Genomic DNA, 17,188 nt, shown 5'->3' with positions numbered 1-17,188 from the left:
GCCGGCGGGCGGTCACCGGGGGTTTGGTCAGGTGGGCTGAGGGCGGCCGAAGAGGAGGTCGTAGCCCGCGGGGAGCTGGAGCAGGATCTCGGTGAGGAGGTCGTCGTCGATGGCGCCGGCGACGGTGCTGAGGACGGCTCTGACGTCCCACGCGGCGGTCTGTTCGGTGGCCCCTTCGATCCAGGCCGCAGTCACCCGCACGAACCGGTCGGGCGGCAGCGGCTCCGCGCTCTGCAGCGGGTTGAGGAGGAACAGGGCGAAGCCTTCGGGCAGACGCGCCGCCAGCTGGGCGCGCACCTGACCGACCAGGTGTGCGCCCAGCAGGGCGAGCACCACGCGGGCCGCGCGTTCGGCTTCCGGCAGAGTGTCGTACTCGCCGCGTTTCCTTGACGTGGTCGAGAAGCACTTCCCGTCGCACAGTCACGGCAGCTGCCTCCTCTTCCACGGCCCAGGTCCACTGGGGGGCGGAGGACGGCTGAGAGGGGAGATCGGACAGCCGTCCTCCGCGTTGAGCCCTGGCCCATCCGGCTCAGCCGGAGATCTCCTTGCGGCCGGATCCGACGCCGATGGCGATCTTGCGGGGCTTGGCGCGCTCGGCGATCGGGATGCGCAGGGTGAGTACACCTGCGTCGTAGTCGGCCTGGATGCGCTCTGTGTCCAGCGCGTCGGCCAGCACGAGCTGGCGGGAGAAGGCGCCCAGCGGCCGTTCCGACAGCTCCATCTGTACGTCGTCGCCCTTCGCCACCGGGCGCCGCTCGGCCTTGACGGTCAGCATGTTCCGTTCGACGTCGATGTCGATCGCGTCCGCGCTGACGCCGGGAAGGTCGAGGGCCACCACGTACTCGTCGCCCTCGCGGTAGGCGTCCATCGGCATCGGGGACGGCCGTGACCAGGTGCCCGGGCCCACCAGCTGCTGCGCCAGCCGGTCGAGCTCACGGAAGGGGTCGGTGCGCATCAACATAGGAATACACCTCCGGAAGGTTCGGGCAGTTGCTGCCAATGCGCTTCACTGAATCCGTTGTAACATGTCATCCAATGGATGACAAACAAGGTGTCAGCCGAACGATGACCCTCTGAGGGAGGTGTCCATGCCCCCGGCCGACCAGTCGGCATCACCCGGCGCCGACGCCCAGAGCCCGGCGTCGTTCCTCGCCGCCGCGGCAGCCCTTCAAGCCATAGACGACGCCCTGCATGCCGCCCGGCACAAAACCGTCGGCACCGCCGGGACTCAAGACGTCGGCCCGGAGCAGGCGCTGGCCTCGCTTCTGCTGCTGCGGCAGGTGCGCGAGCAACTCGCCGGATGGGAAACCGGCCTGATCGAGACCGCCCGTCACGCAGGGGCCAGCTGGGCCGACCTCGCCCACCCCCTCGGCGTCGCCAGCCGCCAGGCCGCCGAACGCCGCTACCTGCGCAACCGGCCCGGCCCCACCGGAACCACCGGCGAACAGCGCGTCCAGGCCACCCGGGAACGCCGGGCCGCCGAACGCGTCACCGCCACCTGGGCCCGCCGCAACGCGGCCGCCCTGCGCAGCATCGCCGGCCAGATCACCGCCCTCACCGACCTGCCCCCTGCGGCCCTCCTCCCGCTCAGCCAGCTCCACGCGGCCCTGGCCCACGACGACCCCGCCGAGCTCCTCCGCCCCCTCCACGCCACCCGCCCCCACCTGGCCTCTACCCGCCCCGACCTCGCAGCACAACTCGACAGCCTCACACCCCCCTGAACTCCACCCGCGTCCGAAGAACCCCGCGAGAGAGAGCGGCGCAGGGGCGAGGCTCGGGCAGAAACGGTCCGGCTTCGCCAGAGGGCGAGAACCGGGTGAAAACTCCGGTGCGGGCCGGTCATAATGCTGGCGAGCCGAGAAGTGGCTTCACCTGTAGTCGAGTTGGCCGTGAGGAGGCGGTCGGGGATGACACTTCGGATCTCCCGCAAACAGGACGCTCTGGTCGTGGTGCTGCCCCCGGAAGTGGACATCGGCAACGCGGAGTCGGTCCGTGCCGACCTGCACGAGTTGTGCCGCACCCGGCTGGAACCGGACTCCCGTAACGCCGTGAGCAAAGTTGTTGTGGACTGAGCCGCTGCCACGTTCTTGACGATGGCCGGTGTGGCCGTACTGGAGGACTTCCGGCGCCGGGCGACGGACCAGGGCCTCGCCGTCCATCTGGTGGCCTCCGGCCGGTGGCCACACGCGGTACTGCGGCTCACAGGTATCGACGGAGCACTCACCGTGCACGACACCCTGGACCAGGCCCTGGCCGACTAGCGACACCAGAGCGCACAGCCCCGCAGAACGTGCCAGCGGCGGCAGGAGTGAAACCGGAGAAAACCGACCGCAAGGACGAGCCGGGAGCAGGACTCCGAGAACGCCCGCGTCTTCCTGTCCGTGCACTGCGGGTTCCTCATCGAGGCGGGTGCTGGCATCGGCCGACTGCTGGAACCCGCACTGATCGGGCCGCCGTCGCCATCCGCCGCCTGGCCCCCGCAGCCACCGCCGACCAACAAGAGCTGGCCACCCGGCTGCTGACGGCGATATGGGCGACGGGAGTGGCCGGCGGCATCGACACCTCCGACTGGGCACGCGATGCCCCCGAGCTTCCTCGCTCTGCCTGCGGCTGGCCCGGCACGTCACCGGCGAGACACCATAGAAGCCGTCTCGCAGGGACTCCGCACTCGAGACGAAGGCAAAAAGGAGTCGCCCCAGGTAGTACGAGCGGCGTCAGGAACGGTGAGGTCGGCCGAGGAGTGTCAGTGGCCGTGGTCAGCATGGCCTTTCTCCACACGCCCGGCCCGCTCGTCCTGCGAAACGGGCCGTCCTGCTCCGGCCGGATCCGGAGAGGCCTCCTTCTACCCGTCTCCCTGCGCCCGATGATGGAGGTGTGGGGGATTGGTTGGGGGTGCGGCGGGGATGGCGCGGTGCTGGGGTTCCTCGTGTTCCTCGCGCGCGATGCCGGCCCGACGTCGGCGGGTTGATGCTCGAAGTCGCCCCCGCCTGCCTTGGCGATGATGAGGCCGTCGGCCGTCTCGCGCTGTTCTGCGAGCAGATCGGCGAGCCCCTTGAACAGGACGTAGCGGCTGGCCGCTACGTCCTGTCCGGCGACCGCTGCGCCCTGTACGGCACTGTCTTGTAACGGAGTTGCGAGGGGGCGGCTGTTGGAGACGTGCGTCAGAGCGAGCCGACGATCTTGCGCGGGGTGATGCGGACGACGACGCGTTCGGCGTCGTCCTTCGACGCCGGGTTGAAGTCCGCGTAGTCCTTGCCCGTGTACGTGCGCGACAGTGCGTCGATGAGTTCCTGCCCGCCTTCCGTGGTGAGCGTGGCCGAGCCGCGGACTTCGGCGTATGTGTAGGGCGCGTTGGCCGGGTTGATCATGACGGTGATCCGCGGGTCGCGGCGCAGGTTCATCTCCTTGCGGCGGCCGATGGTGGTGGAGACCAGCAGGTCGTCGCCGTCCCGGGTGAGCCAGGTGATCGACAGCTGCGGGCTGCCGTCCGGTTGGATGGTGGCGACGGTCGCGAAGACGGGGCTGTCGTCGATGAGCTTCTTCAGCTCATCGGAGAGTTCGGCGGACACGGGGCGGGTTCCTTTCCTCGGCTGACTGCTGTCCCTGGACCAACTGCCGTCAGGGGAGATTAGCAACGGACAGCCTGCGAAATCGCTCGCTCGGGCCGCCTGAGCTCGGCTGGAAGCGGCATGCAGGGCCGGCAGAAGGAGAGTCGTTGATGACCACGTTCCCCACCGCGCGAGACGTCAGAACCACCCCGGAGGGCCTCGTGTGGGAACCCAGCGAACGGTGGGTGCGAGGCCGCAAAGGCGATGTCACCGTCGTCGACAGCAGGCACCCGATCCTCGTGTGGGAGCCCGGAGTGCCCGTCCCGCTGTACGCCTTCCCACGCGAGGAGGTCCGCGAGGACCTGCTCCGCCCGGCGAAGAACCCACGGGCGGGTACGCACACGGGCTCGCAGATCTTCTACGACCTCGAAGCCGATGGCGAACTGATGGAGAACGCGGCCTGGACGTTCCCCGCCGACGACCTGGCCGCGCACATCGCCTTCGAGTGGTTCCGGCGCGTCGGCCGCGGCCCGGACCACTGGTACGAGGAGGAGGAAGAGATCTTCATCCACCCCCGCGACCCGCACAAACGGGTGGACGCGATCCCCAGCAGCCGGCACGTCCAGGTCGACATCGGCGGCACGACGGTGGCCGACACACACCGCCCGGTGCTGCTCTTCGAGACCGGACTGCCCACGCGCTACTACCTCCCTCGCGAGGAGGTGCGCCTGGACCTGTTCGAACCGACCGACCACAGCACGGGCTGCCCGTACAAGGGCACCGCCGAGTACTGGTCGTGGAGCGGCGAGGCCGAGGTGCCGCCGAACGTCGTCTGGAGCTATCCGGATCCGCTGCCCGCGGTGGGCGCCGTCCGGGGCCTCCTCGCCTTCTACAACGAGGCCGTCGACATCACCGTGGACGGCGAGCGACTGGAACGCCCTGCCACTCCGTTCAGCAAGACGCTCTCGACGCCATGACCCGGGCGGGCCGGCATCCCGGACCAGATCGAGCCGAGCCTGTCGGTCCGCTCATGGGCATCGACGAGCAGGCGATCATCTCGTACCTGGTCACCGCGTACTACTCGGCCGCGATCCTGGTGTCCGACGCGCTGGGCGTCGCTGGAGAACATCGAGGTCAACCGCTGGCGCGGTACCGCGGGCCCCGTTGCTCCCACAGCAGCCCCCCAAACGCACCACACCAAAGAGTTGACGCCCTGTCAGGCCGCCTGGGCCTCCGTCCTGCGCACATCGAGATCGGCAGCGGGCCAAGGACGGCGGCCTTGAAATGTCGCGTACCGACGCGAGGGAGGGCGGTCAGGCGCGTGGCGCGCTCGGCCGGGTTCGCGCCCCCCAGGACGAGGCCGAAGAAGGTGAGCTTGGGCGTGTTGGTCACCAGGTGGTCGCCCAGGGAGGCCAAACCCTTTTCGATGATGTGCTCGGCTGGAAGCGGAAGGAGGGAGCAGAAGCTGAACGCGCAGTTGACCAGGGGCTGGTGGCGTCGGATGGCGGTGTTGGAGCGGACTTGGAAGTCGGCCCAGCCGAGTTCGTTCTTGACCGGTTTGTGGCTCTGCTCGACCCAGTGCCGCAGTCCGCAGATCCGCACGATCTCGGTGAGGTCGGCGGGCGGGTAGGGCGAGTCGGCGACGCGCGGGGAGCCGGGTCGGTGGTGGCCACGGCCAGGCGGACGTTGCCCTGACCCGCCGCGCGAGTCAGGGACCCTTCGAGCGGCGGTACGGGGGCAAGGGGTGATCCGCCGCCGGTTCAGGCCGCGGTGAGCGCGAAGGCGAGGAGCGCGGTCGAGGTGAAGTCGTCGGCGGGCTCCACCGTCTGCCAGGCGCCGACGTGGTCGAGATAGCGGGCGTCCTTCCCGTCGAAGCGCTTCCACTCCGCGGTTCCCGCCTCGCAACTGCGCATCTGGTCGAAGGAGTTGTGCTCGGTCAGCTTGCCTGATCCGTTGGGTCCGTTGACGACCGCGCCCCGCAGGATCTTCCCGGCACCGGTGAGGCTGCCGGCCAGGTTGGCGGCCTGGTGCTCGGGGCAGTGCGGGAAGACCTCGCCGGTGCCGATCATGAAGCTGGTACCCCAGGCGTTGGCGCCGAGTGCCCAGCCGCGCTGCTGCTCGGCGAACGCGTCGTAGCGGTGGTCTCCGGTGGCCTGTGCGTAGAGCCGGGCCGTGGCGACGAGGCCGAAGGTGTGCGGGACGGCGTCGAAGTCGGTGTAGACGGCGCCCGCCCTGAGCGGGTCCTTGGCGGCGCGGCGTTCCCCGTCGCCGAGTTGCCTGCGCAGGTCGTCGGTGGCGGCTTGTGCGGGGCCCAGCTTGATGAGGTCGGCGTGTGCGAGCGCGCTCACGTCGGCGACGCCGAGCGTTCCGCGCGCGTCCGAGGCGATGTATTTGCGCGCCCAGTCACCGGCCTCGCCCTGCCACCGTACGGCCCTTGCGTCGCCCAGCTCCTTTGCGGCCAGGGACAGTTCGGCCGCTCCGAACTCCATGTCGTCGAGCCAGGAGTCCTCCGGGTAGAAGGAGGCGGGGAAGACGGTGACGAGCGCGCCGGTGTGGCCGGTGTCGGCCTGCTGGTACACGGCGGCCGCCTTCAGGAGCCACTGCCGGGCGCGGTCCGGGTCGTCCTTGGCGTCCGTCTGCGCGGCCAGCGCGAACACGGCGGCGACGCGTCCCGCGAGGTTCGGGCTGATGGGTGCGCCGGGTGCGTTGGCGCGGAAGACGGGCCTGTTCTTCAGCATGCGGTCGGGGCCCGCCGCCTCCAGTGCGTCGTCGGCCTGCGGCAGCCGCCACACGTCGTGGTCGCTGCGGACGTCCTTGCTGCCGGCGCCTATGCCTACCTGGGCGTAGAGCGTGCCGCTGCGGCCGTCCCACATCTTGTCGAGCCAGTCCAGGCCGTGCCGGGCCTCGGCGGCCAGACCCGGGGTGTCGGGCAACGAGCGCTGGGCAAGGAGGAGTTGGGCGGTGGAGTAGGCGGCGGTGTGGGTGAACTTGAGGAAGTCCCCCGCGTCGAACCAGCCGCCCGACACGTCGACGGGGCCGCCGACCTTGCGCAGCGGCTCCTTCAGCTCGGTGCCGTCCTTGTCGTAGTGCGGCGCCGCGTACACGGTCGCGGCCCGGTCGGTCAGGTGGGAGGGCTTGCGGTCCAGTGCGCCGGGCACGATGTCGGCGCCGTCGCGCTGAGCCTGGAAGAAGCGCACGTTGTCCTCGGCGAGTCCCTTCATCAGCTCGGCCGCAGGGGCGACCTTGAAGGACGGCGACTCGGCGGTGGCCGTGCCGGTCAGGCGCAGTCGGTAGGTGCCGGGCCGGGTGAGCGCGGACAGGTCGAGGGTCCGTACGGAGCCGTAGCTGCCGTTCCAGGCGCCGGTGCGCGGTCCGGCACGGCCGTCCAGGACGGTGCCGCCCGCCGCGTCGACGACCTCGAAGTGCGCACCGGCCAGCTGGTCCTCGCTGCCCATGGCGAAGGCTTCCTTGCTCGCGTCGGCGAGGTATCCGGCCTGGTCGACCCGGATGACGGCGCCCGGCTGTGTGCCGTGCGAGGGCAGCGCGTACCAGACGGTACCGCCGCCGACCATCACGGCGAGGCTGAGGACGAGGGCGCGCGGGCGCCTGAAGAACGATGGCATGGGATCAGTGTGCCGTCCGCTTCATGAGGGGAACATGAGGCGCCCTACCGGCCCCGCTTCAGGCACAGCTCGGCCACCGCCCCGCCGCCGGGCGCCACCCCGAGCACCACCGAGCCGCCGTGCAGGGAGGCCACCCAGCGCACGATGGCCAGGCCGATGCCGTGTCCGTCCGGGGCAGCGCAGGACGTGAACTGATCAGCCTCGCGGACTACTGACCGGTGACCGAACCCATGAAGACGCTCGCCCGGACATCGTCACCCCAGCCGAGTGCAGCTCCTGCAGCGCATCCGAGTGCCCCGGGTTACGGGGAAACCTAGGTGATGAACTAGGGGTGAGCGCCGTTGTCAACTCCCCGCTGGCATGCGCGGCGCGGCTGGCTGTTCCATCAGAACGTGCCGGAGATTCCGGCCGCCCCGACCCCGCCCACGGCGATCAGCAGGATGAACGTGAGTGTGTGCCACAAGAGTATCCGGCCGGACTCCGGGCCCGGATTGCTCTGCTCGCGACGGCCCATCCGGGCCCACTCGGCCGGGTGCTCGGCCATGAACCTGCGGCGGACACGGCGGAGTCGACGCATCCAGAACGCGAGGTTCCCGCAGATTGCTGCCACGACGAGGACCCACCAGGCGATCAGCATGCGAGGCAGCCTAAACGGATGTCATCGAAGTTGGACCAGTCCGATCTGCGGCGGCCAGCCGCCGCTCCGGAGCGAAGCAGCAGCCGGTGTGGTCTAGTGATCGTGTAGGGCCTGGGGTAACCCATCTGCTCATATCGCACGTTTTCGGCATCGAGCCGCTCTACGACTGTGGCGCGGCCACGTACTTCCAGCAGCATGACTGCGGTGCAGATCGCGATGGCGTGGACGCGATCCTGTGGCGCCAGGCCCTCCACCGCTCCGGGGAGCCCTGTCTCCTTCGTGGCGACCCGGCGTACGGCCGTCGTCATCGCCAGCTCGGTCTCCAGAGGTGCCAGGATCTCCCCCTCGACGACACCGGCGCTGCCCCCAGTCTGCTCCTTGGGCCGATGTCCCGGCAGGAGAACACCACCCGGTCGTCAAAGGGCGCCGTCGGCTACATCGCCTTCGTCGTGGACACCTTCTGCCGCATCGTCGGCTTGTCCGCAGCCACATCGAACGAGACACGGCTCGTCCTGGCCGCCCTCAAGATGGCCCAGTGGCAGCGCAATCGATACCAACACCCCCGCAGGGAAGGTCAGTTGATACATCACTCCGATGCCGGGCGCAGTACACATCGTTCGCACTCGCCGAGCACCTCGACCGGGCAGGCATCGCCGCGTCGATCGGATGGGTCAGCGATGCCCACGTCAACGCGCTGATGGAGTCCACGATCGGCCTGTTCAAGACCGAGTTGATCAAACCCCGGATCAAATCCCGGCGGCTCTGGTAGGCACCCCCCGGAGGTCGAACTGGCCACCGCTGAGTGGATCGACTGGTACTGCCACCGCCGACTGCACGGTGAGATCGGGCACACACCGCCCGTCGAATTCGAGACCAACTACTACCGAGCAACCACAAAACACCAGGTCGCACATTGGTGTCTGTTCCTGCCCAGGGTGTGAGCCGCTGCTTACGGGACAACCTCTACTCGACCTTAATGGTGACGGCGGCCTGGGCACGGTGTTCACCACGCACCAGCACTGGGACCGCCACCGGGCGCTGGCCGGCCTGGTCGCCGCGACCGGCGCCCGCTCCCTCGTCGGGCGCGACGACGCCCCCCTCGGCAGCCCGGTCGTGGTCAGTGGCGTGGGCCCATGGGTCAAGAAGGAACGGTGTTCGGTGGGTCCTTCAGGTGGAAGAAGCAGCGCGGCCTGGGGAGATGTGGGCAAAAGGACCGCATGTCCTCCCGATGCTGCTCGGGCGGACATGCCCGTCGTGCCCGAATGCACCAGGTTTTGTCGGGGGTCTGTAACGGCAGCGTCTTGGACGCAACGGGCCGGGTCGGCCGCTCATCTGGCCTGTCAGTGAAGCGCGTTGGGCGCGTTCACCACAGGGGAGGGTCGCCGCCCCCGCGGGGCGATCCGTAGGAAGGAAGTAGTCCATGACCAGGACGAAGAAGACCGCCATACGTGCACGAAGTGGCCGACTCGTCGCACTCGGCGCACTGGGCCTGGCCGCCGTGACGCTGGCCGCGACGCCGGCGTTCGCCAAGGGCAGTGTCGACATCTCTGCGCAGCGTACGACGCACGTGGGTGAGACCTACCGGGTCACCGGCCACGGCAACGACGACGCCGCACCGTTTCTCCGCGTCTGCATCGAGGACCGCAGCAGCGGTGGAGTCTGGCAGCAGATCTCCTGCGGCAGCATAGTCACCGCCGGCACCGAGGCCCAGGACGTCATGCAGATCAAGGCTGCCCACACAGGCATCGTCGAATACCGTGCGGTGGTCTACGGACTGACCACCCCCACAGATAGCCACCCCGTCCGCGAACGCACCTCCGACACCGCAACCGTCAGCGTCCGCTAATCCAGCAGCACGGTCACGGGCGGCAGCCCTGGCTGCCGCCCGTGACACGCTGCCGCCTGATCGGCAGAGCCGGTGGGCAGTCCGTCGCGTGGGTCTCGGCGATGGCGAGGCGAGTGGAGGACTCGTCGACGATGCCTGGGCGCTGCCTTCATCGGCTGGTCTCCGCAACCCAGTTCTCGGGGCAGAGGGGTGTGGGGATCAGTGCGGCGAAGGCGATCTACTGAGCTGTCCACCGATCTACATACAAGTAACATCCAGGCCATGTCACTAAGCACCAGGCTGGAAGGGTCGGTCAAGGCGGGGCTTGCTCTGCTGGCCGTCGCCGCCCTCGCCACCTCGCTGAACCGAGCAGCGCACACCGACGAGGGCGCCGCGAACTGGATCTCGTACTTCACCAATCTCTCCAACCTGCTCGGCGCCGGCGTCCTGCTGACCGGTGGGCTGGCCCTGCTGCGCGTCACCCGCCCCGTCCCCGACCTGTTGCGCGGCGCCGCCACCCTCTATCTCGTGATCACCGGAGCGGTCTACTGGACCTTGTTGGCCGGAACCATCGACGCGAACACGATCATCTGGGCCAACGATGTCGTGCACGGTGTCATGCCGGCCGTCTTCCTCGCCGACTGGCTACTGCGCCCGCCGCTGCGCCGTATCTCCTGGACCAGGTCTCTCCCGTGGCTTGCTTTCCCACTGCTCTACCTTGCCTACTCGCTGCTGCGCGGGCCGAGTGCCGGTTGGTATCCGTACGACTTTCTCGACCCCCGCGAGCCGGGAGGCTACGGGCATGTGGCGACCTGGTCGGTGATCATCACGTTGGCCTTCACGGTGATGGCGTCGCTGCTTGTCCTGTATGCCAACGCGCGGAGCAGGAGTGGCGGCAGTGGCATCGGTGAGCGTGACGGCCGTGACAGGGAACTGAGGACGACCTGAGGGCAGCCGGGCAAACGGTTTGACCAGTGATGTGGTGTTCCGGTCCAAGGGGACCTTGATCGAGGGGGGTGAGGACGTCCTCGATCAGTTGCAACAGCTCAGGCTCGCTGTTCGGCACCCTCTGTGACAGCACCCTGACCCGGGGCTGCCTTGCTCTTTATTCCCCCGCGCATGTGGAGCGACGTGTTCGATCATGGGTGGATGACTGCCTTCTACCATGTGTGCTTCGCCGTGCCAGACCTCCGATGAAGCGATGCATGAGGTGTGGGGCTCGCGGGTGACCAGACTCGGTGCGGGTGACGCCGCGCCCGGTGGGGCGCGGCGTCATTGAACGGGCCTGCGGAAGGCCCGAGTTCACACTTCCAGTTCGTTCTCGATCTTTTTGAGCTGGTGGCGGGCCATCGCGAGGTTGGCCCGCTTCTTGTCCAACGCGATGTAGAGGAACAGGCCGCTGTTGCCGCGGCCTTTGAGGAGCCGGATGAGGTGGTACTGGCCGCCCAGCGTGATCAGGATGTCCTCGATCTCGTCCTTGAGGCCGAGCATCTCCATGGTCCGCACCTTGGCGCGCACCACATCGGTGTTCCCGGCGGCGGCCACCGTCAGGTCGAGGTCCTTGCCGCCGCCCAGGATGCCGAGTGCCATGCCGCTGCTGTAGTCGACGAGGGCCGCGCCCAGGCTGCCCTCGATCACGGTCATCGCTTCCTTGAGGGTGGTCTCGGTGTTGGTCATCGGCGTTGTACTTCCTTTCCTTCGGGGGCTGTTCCGGCTGGGTGTGCCGGTGCCGTTCATGGGGTCTCCTGCCGGTCGAGGGCGCCGTCGATCAGCTCGCCGACGCGCGTACTGGAACGGCGTGCTTCGAGGTGCAGCCGGCCGACGTTGACACGGGGGTCCGCGAGGAGGGTGAGTACGGCGGTGGAGCCTGCTGCGTAGGTGGCGAGGTAACCCGCCTCGCCGCGCACGACCAGTTCGCGGAAGCCGCCCTGACCGGTGGTCTCGGTCAGCCGCTGGGCGACGCCGAGTGCGGCGGCGGTGAGGGCGGCGATGCCTTCGGCGGCCTGTGGGGTGCCGTCCTGGGCGATAACGAAGCCGTCGGAGCTCGCCGCGAGGGCTCCCGTGAGCTGGGGCAGTCTGGCTCTCAACCTCCGCAGTTCTTCGAGGACTTCAGCGATCTGTGCTTCCGCCGCCATCAGCTGTCTCCTCTCGGCGCGCTGCCGCAGTGCGCGGATCACAGCGTGGCCTCCAGTGCGTCGCGCAGTCGCCGGAGCAGCGCGACATCGGGATCGGCCGTCTCCGCCGACATCCGGGCGAACCATGTGGGGACGGGGTCCGGCGGCGGCGTACGGGCTCGCGGGGTCTCGACGGCCCCGACGGCCGCCAGCCTTCGCACGTCGATCAGGGTGTGGAACGCGGGGCGGCCGAGCGCCCGTGCGATGTCCTGCGGGGTACGCGCCCCGTCGGCCCGCGTCAGCACCGCCCGCTGGCGCGGGGTGAGCGGGGCGTCCGGGCGGCGCCGGCTGCGCACCACGGGGGCGGTGTCCAGGTCCGGGCAGGGCCAGAGCCGGTCGAGGAGCTCTCTGCGGCGGGCTGCCTCCCGCTCCACCGCCTCGGCGGGCACGGGCCTGACGGGACCGATCCAGTGAGCCACCCCGTAACGGAATCGGGTGGGGCCGCTGCCGGGGGCCAGTGCGAAGAACGCCGCGTCGTGCAGTGCGCCGAGGTGGCAGATCTCCAGCTCGCCGTCGCCGACCTGGCCGCTCTCCACCAGGAACCGGCCGACCCGGCCGCGCGGGCCCGCCCGGTCGACGGCCTCCCGCCAGCCCTCGGGCCGCAGGCGTCCGGAGGTGGTGAGCAGGACGTCTATGCCGGGCGCCGCGGGACTCTCCGCGTGCACCACCTGGCCGTCGCAGAGGTACAGGGTGCCCCGGTCGCGCAGCAGGGCACCGGTGGCCCGCTCGGCGACCAGGCGGACGAGCATGGGGGAGACGGGCGTTCGCGTCCGAGGAGCCGGTCCCGCCGGGGTGTCCGTCGGCGGGCTCATCACAGCACCAGACGTTCGGCCAGGCCGCGCAGCCGGAGCCGGGCGAGGGCGAGATTGCCCTCCTCGCGGTCGAGCCACAGGTGCAGGAAGACGCTGCTGTCGAAGGCCGTCTCGACGAAGCAGAGCACGTGGTAGGCGGTACGGGTGGTGATGATCAGGTCCTCGACCGGCAGGTCCGTCGCGGGCGGGCCCACGGCCGGCAGGTCTTCGCCGTGGCGCGAGGGGGACGCGCCGAAGTCGGGGTGCTCGGCGGCTGTCCGTGCCAGCTCTGCGGTCTCGGCGGCGGTGACCTCGTGGTCGCCGCCGGGCGAGTCGCCGATGGCGCCGAGGGAGAGTCCGCTGGCCCAGTCGACCACGCCGGCTCCGAGCGCTCCGGGCAACAGCATCGCCTCAAGCAGGCACTGGTCGATTCCGGGCACGCGGAACCCCCTCTCGGCGCGGCGCATGGATGTGTTCGGGCCGCCGGAACGAGCGTGCGGCGGTGACGGCGACGTTACGCACCGTGGCGTTCGGTGGCGGGAGTTCTGGCATTTTCCAGTGGCGCATGCCCGGCTTGGCTAGAGTCCGACCCTTTGGGCAGAACCGAACTCCCGCCGCGGGTCCGTGAGCTCGGGCCCTCGCTCCGACGGCCGGAGCGACCTTCTGCGCGTCCGCGGCCCTCTCGTGTGGCAAATCCGTTGATGATCACTAGTTGGGCGACCGACCTGCCGAACGGGCTGGAGGGAGTACAGCAGTTGGGGGCGTGACGGGCCCCGCTCTTTGGTCGTTGGAGTGGTGATCTCAGTTCGAGGGGTATGAACCCCGGATACCTGCACCGTGCCGCTTGGTCTTCGGTGGCGGTGGGTCAAGATGGCCCGTGATCTCGCTAGGAGAAGTGGAATGCTCAAGTCTTTGGGGGCCGTGTCGGCAGCCGCGGTGGGCGCTGTCGCCCTGGTCGTGGCTGCCGCCCCCATGGCCGGCGCGACGGGAAACGCGGCCTTCGGTAACTCCTGCCTCAATGCGGCCGCCGCCCCCGCTCGCGGCGTCACGCAGGCGGGGGAGGGCGCTCCCGCCAGTATGTGCGGCTACGCCGATCTCATGGATTGAATGGGGTGGCGGGAATCACCGCGGTGTGACTCTGATCGTCGAGCCTCGCGGTCGTTACCCGTGAGGCGGCGGCGACGCAGCGCGGAAGGGTTCCTGCGTCGGTGATTCAGACCGTGGCCCATGTGGTGTGGCGGATATATCGCTCGTAGCAGCAGAGGGCGGCGGCGAGGCCGAGGAGGGCCAGGTAGCTGCAGGGGGGTGGCGTTCGTAGCGGGGGCTGAGTCGGCTCGCTATCCCGCCCGGCGCTGACGTACTACGACCTGCGCTGCCTTACCCCGGCGACACCAACCACGCTGCCCACGTCGGCCTGGCTCGTGACGTTCCGCGCGGCGGCGAGGGGTATCCGGGCGAGTGGCGGATCAGCCACGTCTTCGACTGGCTCCAGGCGCCGTAGGCCGGCTGGGGACACTTCCTCGGCGACTACGAGGGGGGCTGATCACCGACGGAGGTTCGGCCCGGCCGATCCTGGTCGAGACGAACGACAACAGGCCACTCGACTCGACCGACATCTTCAGCGGGCTCTTCGCGCCGGGTGCCGTGGGTCAGTGCGAGGGACCTGGTCGAGCACCCGCTCCGGCACCGGACCCGCAGACCCGCGCCGGCGGGCTGCGCCTGGCCACCCAGAACTACGTCGCCACCGGCATCGGCGCCGTCCGCTACGCCATGGTCCCTCGGCTCGCTTTCTGTCGTGGAAACGGCGCGAGTTGGGCTCGCTGCGGGTGCTGATCAGTGCGGAGGTGCAGAAGACGCGTTGAACGCCGCGGTGATACTGCTGTGGCTGGTGCAGGTTTCCGTGGAGCGTTCCGGAGTCGGGCGGGGCGGGGGCCGGGGCGGCGAAGGCAGCCGGCCGGTCCGGGGCGGCGAAGGGCGCCGTCTCGCTGCCCACGGCGGCCAGGAACTCGGCGCCCAGCAGGGCGCCGATGCCCGACCTCTGGTGATCATGTCGGCGAGTTCGACGGGTCGCGTCCCGGACTCTTCGCCGCCCTGGCTTGTATACGAAGAGAACGACGCTCGCGAAGGCGGCCGGGAAGGCGGAAAGCGCAATCCGCGGCGACTCGCCTGACTCAACGGGCCCCCTCGCAGGCCCAGTTGCTCACGTCGGGACTTCTCGGCGAAACATGGTTAAGGTCTCGTTTCCGGTTTTCGCAAACTGGACGGCATAAGACTTTCCGGTTATCAAGTCCCTTGACTGCCTCAAGATCAAGATGCCTATAGTGACGTGCGGCTTGAACAAGAGGTCAACTGCCGCTGAAAGACAGGCAATTGCCTGGCCAGGCGGGCCCGGCGCCCTGATCGAGGGAGTAGCGCTGATCTCCTTATTTGTGTGCGAACAGCCGTCATTGCGTGCCCAGTTCAAGAGGAGTTGACCAGGCGTGGAGATACTCCAGATCCCCGACATCGAAAGACGAGCGTTCAATGCGCTCGTCCCGGCCGACTCCACCCACTCCACAAAGCTTGGAACGCTGGGGCCCGAAGGGACCAGCAGCGAGTACATCGCCCAATTGATGTCCCGCGCCCTCGGTGAGCGCGGAGGCTTTCGGATCATGCTGGAAGACACCTATGAACAGTGCGTGGACTCCCTCACTGCGGATCGTGTCGATCTTGTCCTGGTGGCTCACGCCTATCCTCAGATCAACGCCTTCTACATGAACCCGGACCTGGAGCCCGCTCTCGTATTCCGTGGCAGCACACCCGAGTACGGCCTGGCCACGAGATCCGACTTCGCCTTTCACGAAGAACTGCTCTACACCGACACCGTCGTATCGCACCCGGCACCGATCCCGCTGCTGAGGCACCACTTCGACCGCCCCGTGAACCTGGTCACCGCGAACTCCACGAGCCAGGCGGCCGGTCACGTCGCCGACGGGCGATACAGCATCGCCATCACGAACGAGCAGGCGGTCAAGCAGCACAACCTCAAGTTCGTCTACAAGTTCTCACGGATTCCCATGACCTGGACCGTGTTTTCCCGCAGGAAGGACCGCAATGACCACGCAGGCGCATGAACGGCTCTACTTCCCGGCTCCCGACGCGGTGCTCCACGACAATGGGATCCGCTTCGATTCGTATCGGCGTGACGACACGGAAGTGCGGGTCTCTTACCTCCCGCCGGGTGCCGTGGTAGCGGCCCAGTCCCGAGCGGAGGCGCAGGTAGGGATGGTCTTCCATGGTGAACTCTCCGCGACGGTCGGGGGAGTGACGAAGCTGATGAAGCCCGAGCATGACGTCTATGTCGTTCCGCCCGGCGTCGAGCTTTCGGCCGTCAACACATCGTCGAGTGAAACCGTCGTACTTGAGATCAGGCGCGACAAGGCGGGAGAGAACTGCCCCGCCCCGAGCGGATACTTCCTCGAACCGCTCGAATCCCGCAAGTTCGTCAAGATGGACGTCACGTTCTTTCTGGCCGACTGGATCGAGCTGATGATCGCCGATATCCCCGGCGGCGGAGAGATGCCCTACCACAAGCACTCCCACGAGCAGATCGGGATATGCCTGGAAGGGCGGTACGACATGACCGTCGAGGAGACGAGCCACGAGTTGCGGTTCGGGGGTACATATTTCTGCGCGAGCCAGGAAGGGCACAGCGCGGCGAATCCCCATACCAGAATGGCGCGCTCCTTGAACATCTTCATTCCGCCTCGGTATCACCGGGTCCCCAAGCCGGGGGACGACCAGGACAGTGAGCAGGAATCCCCGTGACGCGGGTGGCGGTAGTTCTGGGCTCCAGCCAGGGCATCGGGCGCGCAACCGCATTGCATCTGCATTCCAAGGGCTACACGACGGTTCTGTGTGCGCGCAGCAAGAGCGCGTTGGAGAAAGTCGCGCAGGAATCCGGCGGCGGGCAGGACACTCGCGTACACGTCCTTCCGGGCGACATCACGTCGCGAGCCTTCCGCACCGAACTGGTCGGCGACGTCGAGCGCAGATTCGGCCGGATCGACGTGCTGGTCAACAACATGCCCGGCCCGGCACCGGGATCCTTCGACAGCGTGGATGCCGGCGACGTGACATCCGCGATGGACCAGAAACTGGTGCCATACCTGGACCTGATCAAGTCCGTTGCACCAGTGATGGTTCGCCAACAATTCGGCCGGATCGTCAACATCGTCGGCAACATCGGCAAGGAACCCGCCTCCGGCATGTTCCTCTCCGGCCTGGTCAACGCGGCCGTCTCGAATGCCAGCAAGTACCTGGCAACCCGGTACGCCAAGGACAACGTGACGGTGAACTGCGTGCACCCCGGGACCATCCGGACGCAGCGCTATGACCGTGCGGTGGACCAGGTGAGCCGGACCCGCGGACTCTCGCGGCAAGAGGCCGAGGACCGGATGAGACGGGCGATTCCCATGGACAGGCCGGGGGGCGCCGACGAGGTTGCCGCGGTCATCGGATTCCTGGCGTCCGACGAGTCGTCGTACCTCACCGGCCAGCAGATCTCGGTGGACGGCGGGCAACTGACATGCGTGTGAAAGGAGATGGGCT

General features: G+C 68.5%; 20 protein-coding genes and 3 pseudogenes. 12 read left to right on the top strand and 11 right to left on the bottom strand.

From position 1 onward, the window contains the following. Positions 1 to 27: 27 nt before the first annotated feature. Positions 28 to 424, bottom strand: a pseudogene (locus ADK54_RS30205) (DUF2267 domain-containing protein). 105 nt (positions 425 to 529) lie between these two features. Next, positions 530 to 961, bottom strand: coding sequence for an Hsp20/alpha crystallin family protein (locus ADK54_RS30200; protein WP_053728920.1), 432 nt, complete (start codon positions 959 to 961; stop codon positions 530 to 532). A gap of 127 nt (positions 962 to 1,088) precedes the next feature. On the opposite strand from ADK54_RS30200, the gene ADK54_RS30195 reads away from it, so the two are divergent. The 3 genes from ADK54_RS30195 (at position 1,089) to ADK54_RS46335 (ending at position 2,261) form a co-directional block, all read left to right on the top strand. Next, positions 1,089 to 1,721: a hypothetical protein gene (locus tag ADK54_RS30195; protein ID WP_053728919.1), complete on the top strand. Its 633-nt coding sequence runs from the start codon at positions 1,089 to 1,091 to the stop codon at positions 1,719 to 1,721. Between the two features lie 186 nt (positions 1,722 to 1,907). Further along, complete coding sequence (locus ADK54_RS46340) at positions 1,908 to 2,072, top strand: hypothetical protein (RefSeq protein ID WP_159047940.1); 165 nt, start codon at positions 1,908 to 1,910, stop codon at positions 2,070 to 2,072. Positions 2,073 to 2,093: 21 nt separating this feature from the next. Beyond that, on the top strand, positions 2,094 to 2,261 hold the full coding sequence (locus tag ADK54_RS46335; protein ID WP_159047939.1) for a hypothetical protein: 168 nt from the start codon (positions 2,094 to 2,096) through the stop codon (positions 2,259 to 2,261). Positions 2,262 to 3,161: 900 nt separating this feature from the next. Here ADK54_RS46335 and ADK54_RS30185 read toward each other — a convergent pair. Continuing rightward, positions 3,162 to 3,569, bottom strand: a complete 408-nt coding sequence (locus tag ADK54_RS30185) for a PPOX class F420-dependent oxidoreductase (RefSeq protein ID WP_053728917.1) — start codon at positions 3,567 to 3,569, stop codon at positions 3,162 to 3,164. A gap of 149 nt (positions 3,570 to 3,718) precedes the next feature. On the opposite strand from ADK54_RS30185, the gene ADK54_RS30180 reads away from it, so the two are divergent. Further along, the gene (locus tag ADK54_RS30180; RefSeq protein WP_053728916.1) at positions 3,719 to 4,525 is read left to right on the top strand and encodes a DUF427 domain-containing protein; all 807 of its coding nucleotides are present in this window, start codon (positions 3,719 to 3,721) and stop codon (positions 4,523 to 4,525) included. A gap of 6 nt (positions 4,526 to 4,531) precedes the next feature. Then, positions 4,532 to 4,696: pseudogene (locus ADK54_RS45190) on the top strand (Crp/Fnr family transcriptional regulator); the annotation flags it as partial. Here ADK54_RS45190 and ADK54_RS48910 read toward each other — a convergent pair. The 3 genes and pseudogenes from ADK54_RS48910 to ADK54_RS30165 form a co-directional block, all read right to left on the bottom strand. After that, a pseudogene (locus ADK54_RS48910) lies at positions 4,683 to 5,210 on the bottom strand (hypothetical protein); the annotation flags it as partial. The pseudogenes ADK54_RS45190 and ADK54_RS48910 overlap by 14 nt on opposite strands. A 98-nt stretch (positions 5,211 to 5,308) precedes the next feature. Continuing rightward, positions 5,309 to 7,171, bottom strand: coding sequence for a glycoside hydrolase family 9 protein (locus ADK54_RS30170; protein WP_053728914.1), 1,863 nt, complete (start codon positions 7,169 to 7,171; stop codon positions 5,309 to 5,311). A gap of 385 nt (positions 7,172 to 7,556) precedes the next feature. Beyond that, complete coding sequence (locus ADK54_RS30165; protein WP_053728913.1) at positions 7,557 to 7,808, bottom strand: hypothetical protein; 252 nt, start codon at positions 7,806 to 7,808, stop codon at positions 7,557 to 7,559. Positions 7,809 to 8,343: 535 nt separating this feature from the next. Here ADK54_RS30165 and ADK54_RS46330 point away from each other — a divergent pair. The 3 genes from ADK54_RS46330 (at position 8,344) to ADK54_RS30150 (ending at position 10,581) form a co-directional block, all read left to right on the top strand. Beyond that, the gene (locus ADK54_RS46330) at positions 8,344 to 8,577 is read left to right on the top strand and encodes a hypothetical protein (RefSeq protein ID WP_159047938.1); all 234 of its coding nucleotides are present in this window, start codon (positions 8,344 to 8,346) and stop codon (positions 8,575 to 8,577) included. Positions 8,578 to 9,228: 651 nt separating this feature from the next. Then, a complete protein-coding gene (locus ADK54_RS30155) occupies positions 9,229 to 9,654 on the top strand; it encodes a hypothetical protein (RefSeq protein WP_053728912.1) in 426 nt (141 codons plus the stop codon). Between the two features lie 261 nt (positions 9,655 to 9,915). Beyond that, on the top strand, positions 9,916 to 10,581 hold the full coding sequence (locus ADK54_RS30150) for a Pr6Pr family membrane protein (protein WP_053728911.1): 666 nt from the start codon (positions 9,916 to 9,918) through the stop codon (positions 10,579 to 10,581). Positions 10,582 to 10,935: 354 nt separating this feature from the next. On the opposite strand, the gene ADK54_RS30145 is transcribed toward ADK54_RS30150, so the two are convergent. The 4 genes from ADK54_RS30145 to ADK54_RS30130 are packed head-to-tail and all read right to left on the bottom strand — an operon-like array spanning position 10,936 to position 13,038. Further along, entirely contained in the window at positions 10,936 to 11,310 is a 375-nt protein-coding gene (locus ADK54_RS30145) for a hypothetical protein (RefSeq protein ID WP_053728910.1), read from the bottom strand. A gap of 56 nt (positions 11,311 to 11,366) precedes the next feature. Then, positions 11,367 to 11,768, bottom strand: coding sequence for a roadblock/LC7 domain-containing protein (locus tag ADK54_RS30140; RefSeq protein WP_053728909.1), 402 nt, complete (start codon positions 11,766 to 11,768; stop codon positions 11,367 to 11,369). 38 nt (positions 11,769 to 11,806) lie between these two features. Further along, positions 11,807 to 12,619 (bottom strand): hypothetical protein, encoded by an 813-nt coding sequence (locus tag ADK54_RS30135; RefSeq protein WP_053728908.1) that lies wholly within the window; start codon positions 12,617 to 12,619, stop codon positions 11,807 to 11,809. Beyond that, the gene (locus tag ADK54_RS30130; RefSeq protein ID WP_053728939.1) at positions 12,619 to 13,038 is read right to left on the bottom strand and encodes a hypothetical protein; all 420 of its coding nucleotides are present in this window, start codon (positions 13,036 to 13,038) and stop codon (positions 12,619 to 12,621) included. The genes ADK54_RS30135 and ADK54_RS30130 overlap by 1 nt, the downstream gene beginning before the upstream one ends. 460 nt (positions 13,039 to 13,498) lie before the next feature. Here ADK54_RS30130 and ADK54_RS30125 point away from each other — a divergent pair, with 460 nt between their 5' ends. After that, positions 13,499 to 13,705, top strand: coding sequence for a hypothetical protein (locus ADK54_RS30125; RefSeq protein WP_053728907.1), 207 nt, complete (start codon positions 13,499 to 13,501; stop codon positions 13,703 to 13,705). 511 nt (positions 13,706 to 14,216) lie between these two features. On the opposite strand, the gene ADK54_RS48905 is transcribed toward ADK54_RS30125, so the two are convergent. Next, entirely contained in the window at positions 14,217 to 14,627 is a 411-nt protein-coding gene (locus ADK54_RS48905) for a transposase (RefSeq protein ID WP_420717424.1), read from the bottom strand. Positions 14,628 to 15,078: 451 nt separating this feature from the next. On the opposite strand from ADK54_RS48905, the gene ADK54_RS30120 reads away from it, so the two are divergent. Genes ADK54_RS30120 through ADK54_RS30110 form a run of 3 tightly spaced genes read left to right on the top strand, consistent with a single transcriptional unit; the run spans position 15,079 to position 17,175 of the window. After that, positions 15,079 to 15,711 carry a hypothetical protein gene (locus tag ADK54_RS30120; RefSeq protein WP_053728906.1) on the top strand — a complete coding sequence of 211 codons (633 nt, stop codon included), beginning with the start codon at positions 15,079 to 15,081 and terminating at the stop codon, positions 15,709 to 15,711. Further along, a complete protein-coding gene (locus ADK54_RS30115) occupies positions 15,692 to 16,405 on the top strand; it encodes a cupin domain-containing protein (RefSeq protein WP_053728905.1) in 714 nt (237 codons plus the stop codon). The genes ADK54_RS30120 and ADK54_RS30115 overlap by 20 nt, the downstream gene beginning before the upstream one ends. Then, entirely contained in the window at positions 16,402 to 17,175 is a 774-nt protein-coding gene (locus ADK54_RS30110; protein ID WP_053728904.1) for an SDR family oxidoreductase, read from the top strand. The genes ADK54_RS30115 and ADK54_RS30110 overlap by 4 nt, the downstream gene beginning before the upstream one ends. The last annotated feature ends 13 nt before the right edge of the window (positions 17,176 to 17,188 follow it).

The sequence above is a fragment of the Streptomyces sp. WM6378 genome (assembly GCF_001279695.1).
GTDB lineage: Bacteria > Actinomycetota > Actinomycetes > Streptomycetales > Streptomycetaceae > Streptomyces.
This window is presented reverse-complemented; position numbering and strand designations above follow the sequence as displayed.

Coding starts and splice junctions, on each gene's coding strand:
- ADK54_RS30135 (WP_053728908.1), bottom strand. CDS start 12,619: ATGAGCCCGCCGACGGACACCCCGGCGGGACCGGCTCCTCGGACGCGA.
- ADK54_RS30150 (WP_053728911.1), top strand. CDS start 9,916: ATGTCACTAAGCACCAGGCTGGAAGGGTCGGTCAAGGCGGGGCTTGCT.
- ADK54_RS46335 (WP_159047939.1), top strand. CDS start 2,094: ATGGCCGGTGTGGCCGTACTGGAGGACTTCCGGCGCCGGGCGACGGAC.
- ADK54_RS30195 (WP_053728919.1), top strand. CDS start 1,089: ATGCCCCCGGCCGACCAGTCGGCATCACCCGGCGCCGACGCCCAGAGC.
- ADK54_RS30140 (WP_053728909.1), bottom strand. CDS start 11,768: ATGGCGGCGGAAGCACAGATCGCTGAAGTCCTCGAAGAACTGCGGAGG.
- ADK54_RS30180 (WP_053728916.1), top strand. CDS start 3,719: ATGACCACGTTCCCCACCGCGCGAGACGTCAGAACCACCCCGGAGGGC.
- ADK54_RS30145 (WP_053728910.1), bottom strand. CDS start 11,310: ATGACCAACACCGAGACCACCCTCAAGGAAGCGATGACCGTGATCGAG.
- ADK54_RS30125 (WP_053728907.1), top strand. CDS start 13,499: ATGCTCAAGTCTTTGGGGGCCGTGTCGGCAGCCGCGGTGGGCGCTGTC.
- ADK54_RS30200 (WP_053728920.1), bottom strand. CDS start 961: ATGTTGATGCGCACCGACCCCTTCCGTGAGCTCGACCGGCTGGCGCAG.
- ADK54_RS30170 (WP_053728914.1), bottom strand. CDS start 7,171: ATGCCATCGTTCTTCAGGCGCCCGCGCGCCCTCGTCCTCAGCCTCGCC.
- ADK54_RS46340 (WP_159047940.1), top strand. CDS start 1,908: ATGACACTTCGGATCTCCCGCAAACAGGACGCTCTGGTCGTGGTGCTG.
- ADK54_RS30155 (WP_053728912.1), top strand. CDS start 9,229: ATGACCAGGACGAAGAAGACCGCCATACGTGCACGAAGTGGCCGACTC.
- ADK54_RS30165 (WP_053728913.1), bottom strand. CDS start 7,808: ATGCTGATCGCCTGGTGGGTCCTCGTCGTGGCAGCAATCTGCGGGAAC.
- ADK54_RS30115 (WP_053728905.1), top strand. CDS start 15,692: ATGACCACGCAGGCGCATGAACGGCTCTACTTCCCGGCTCCCGACGCG.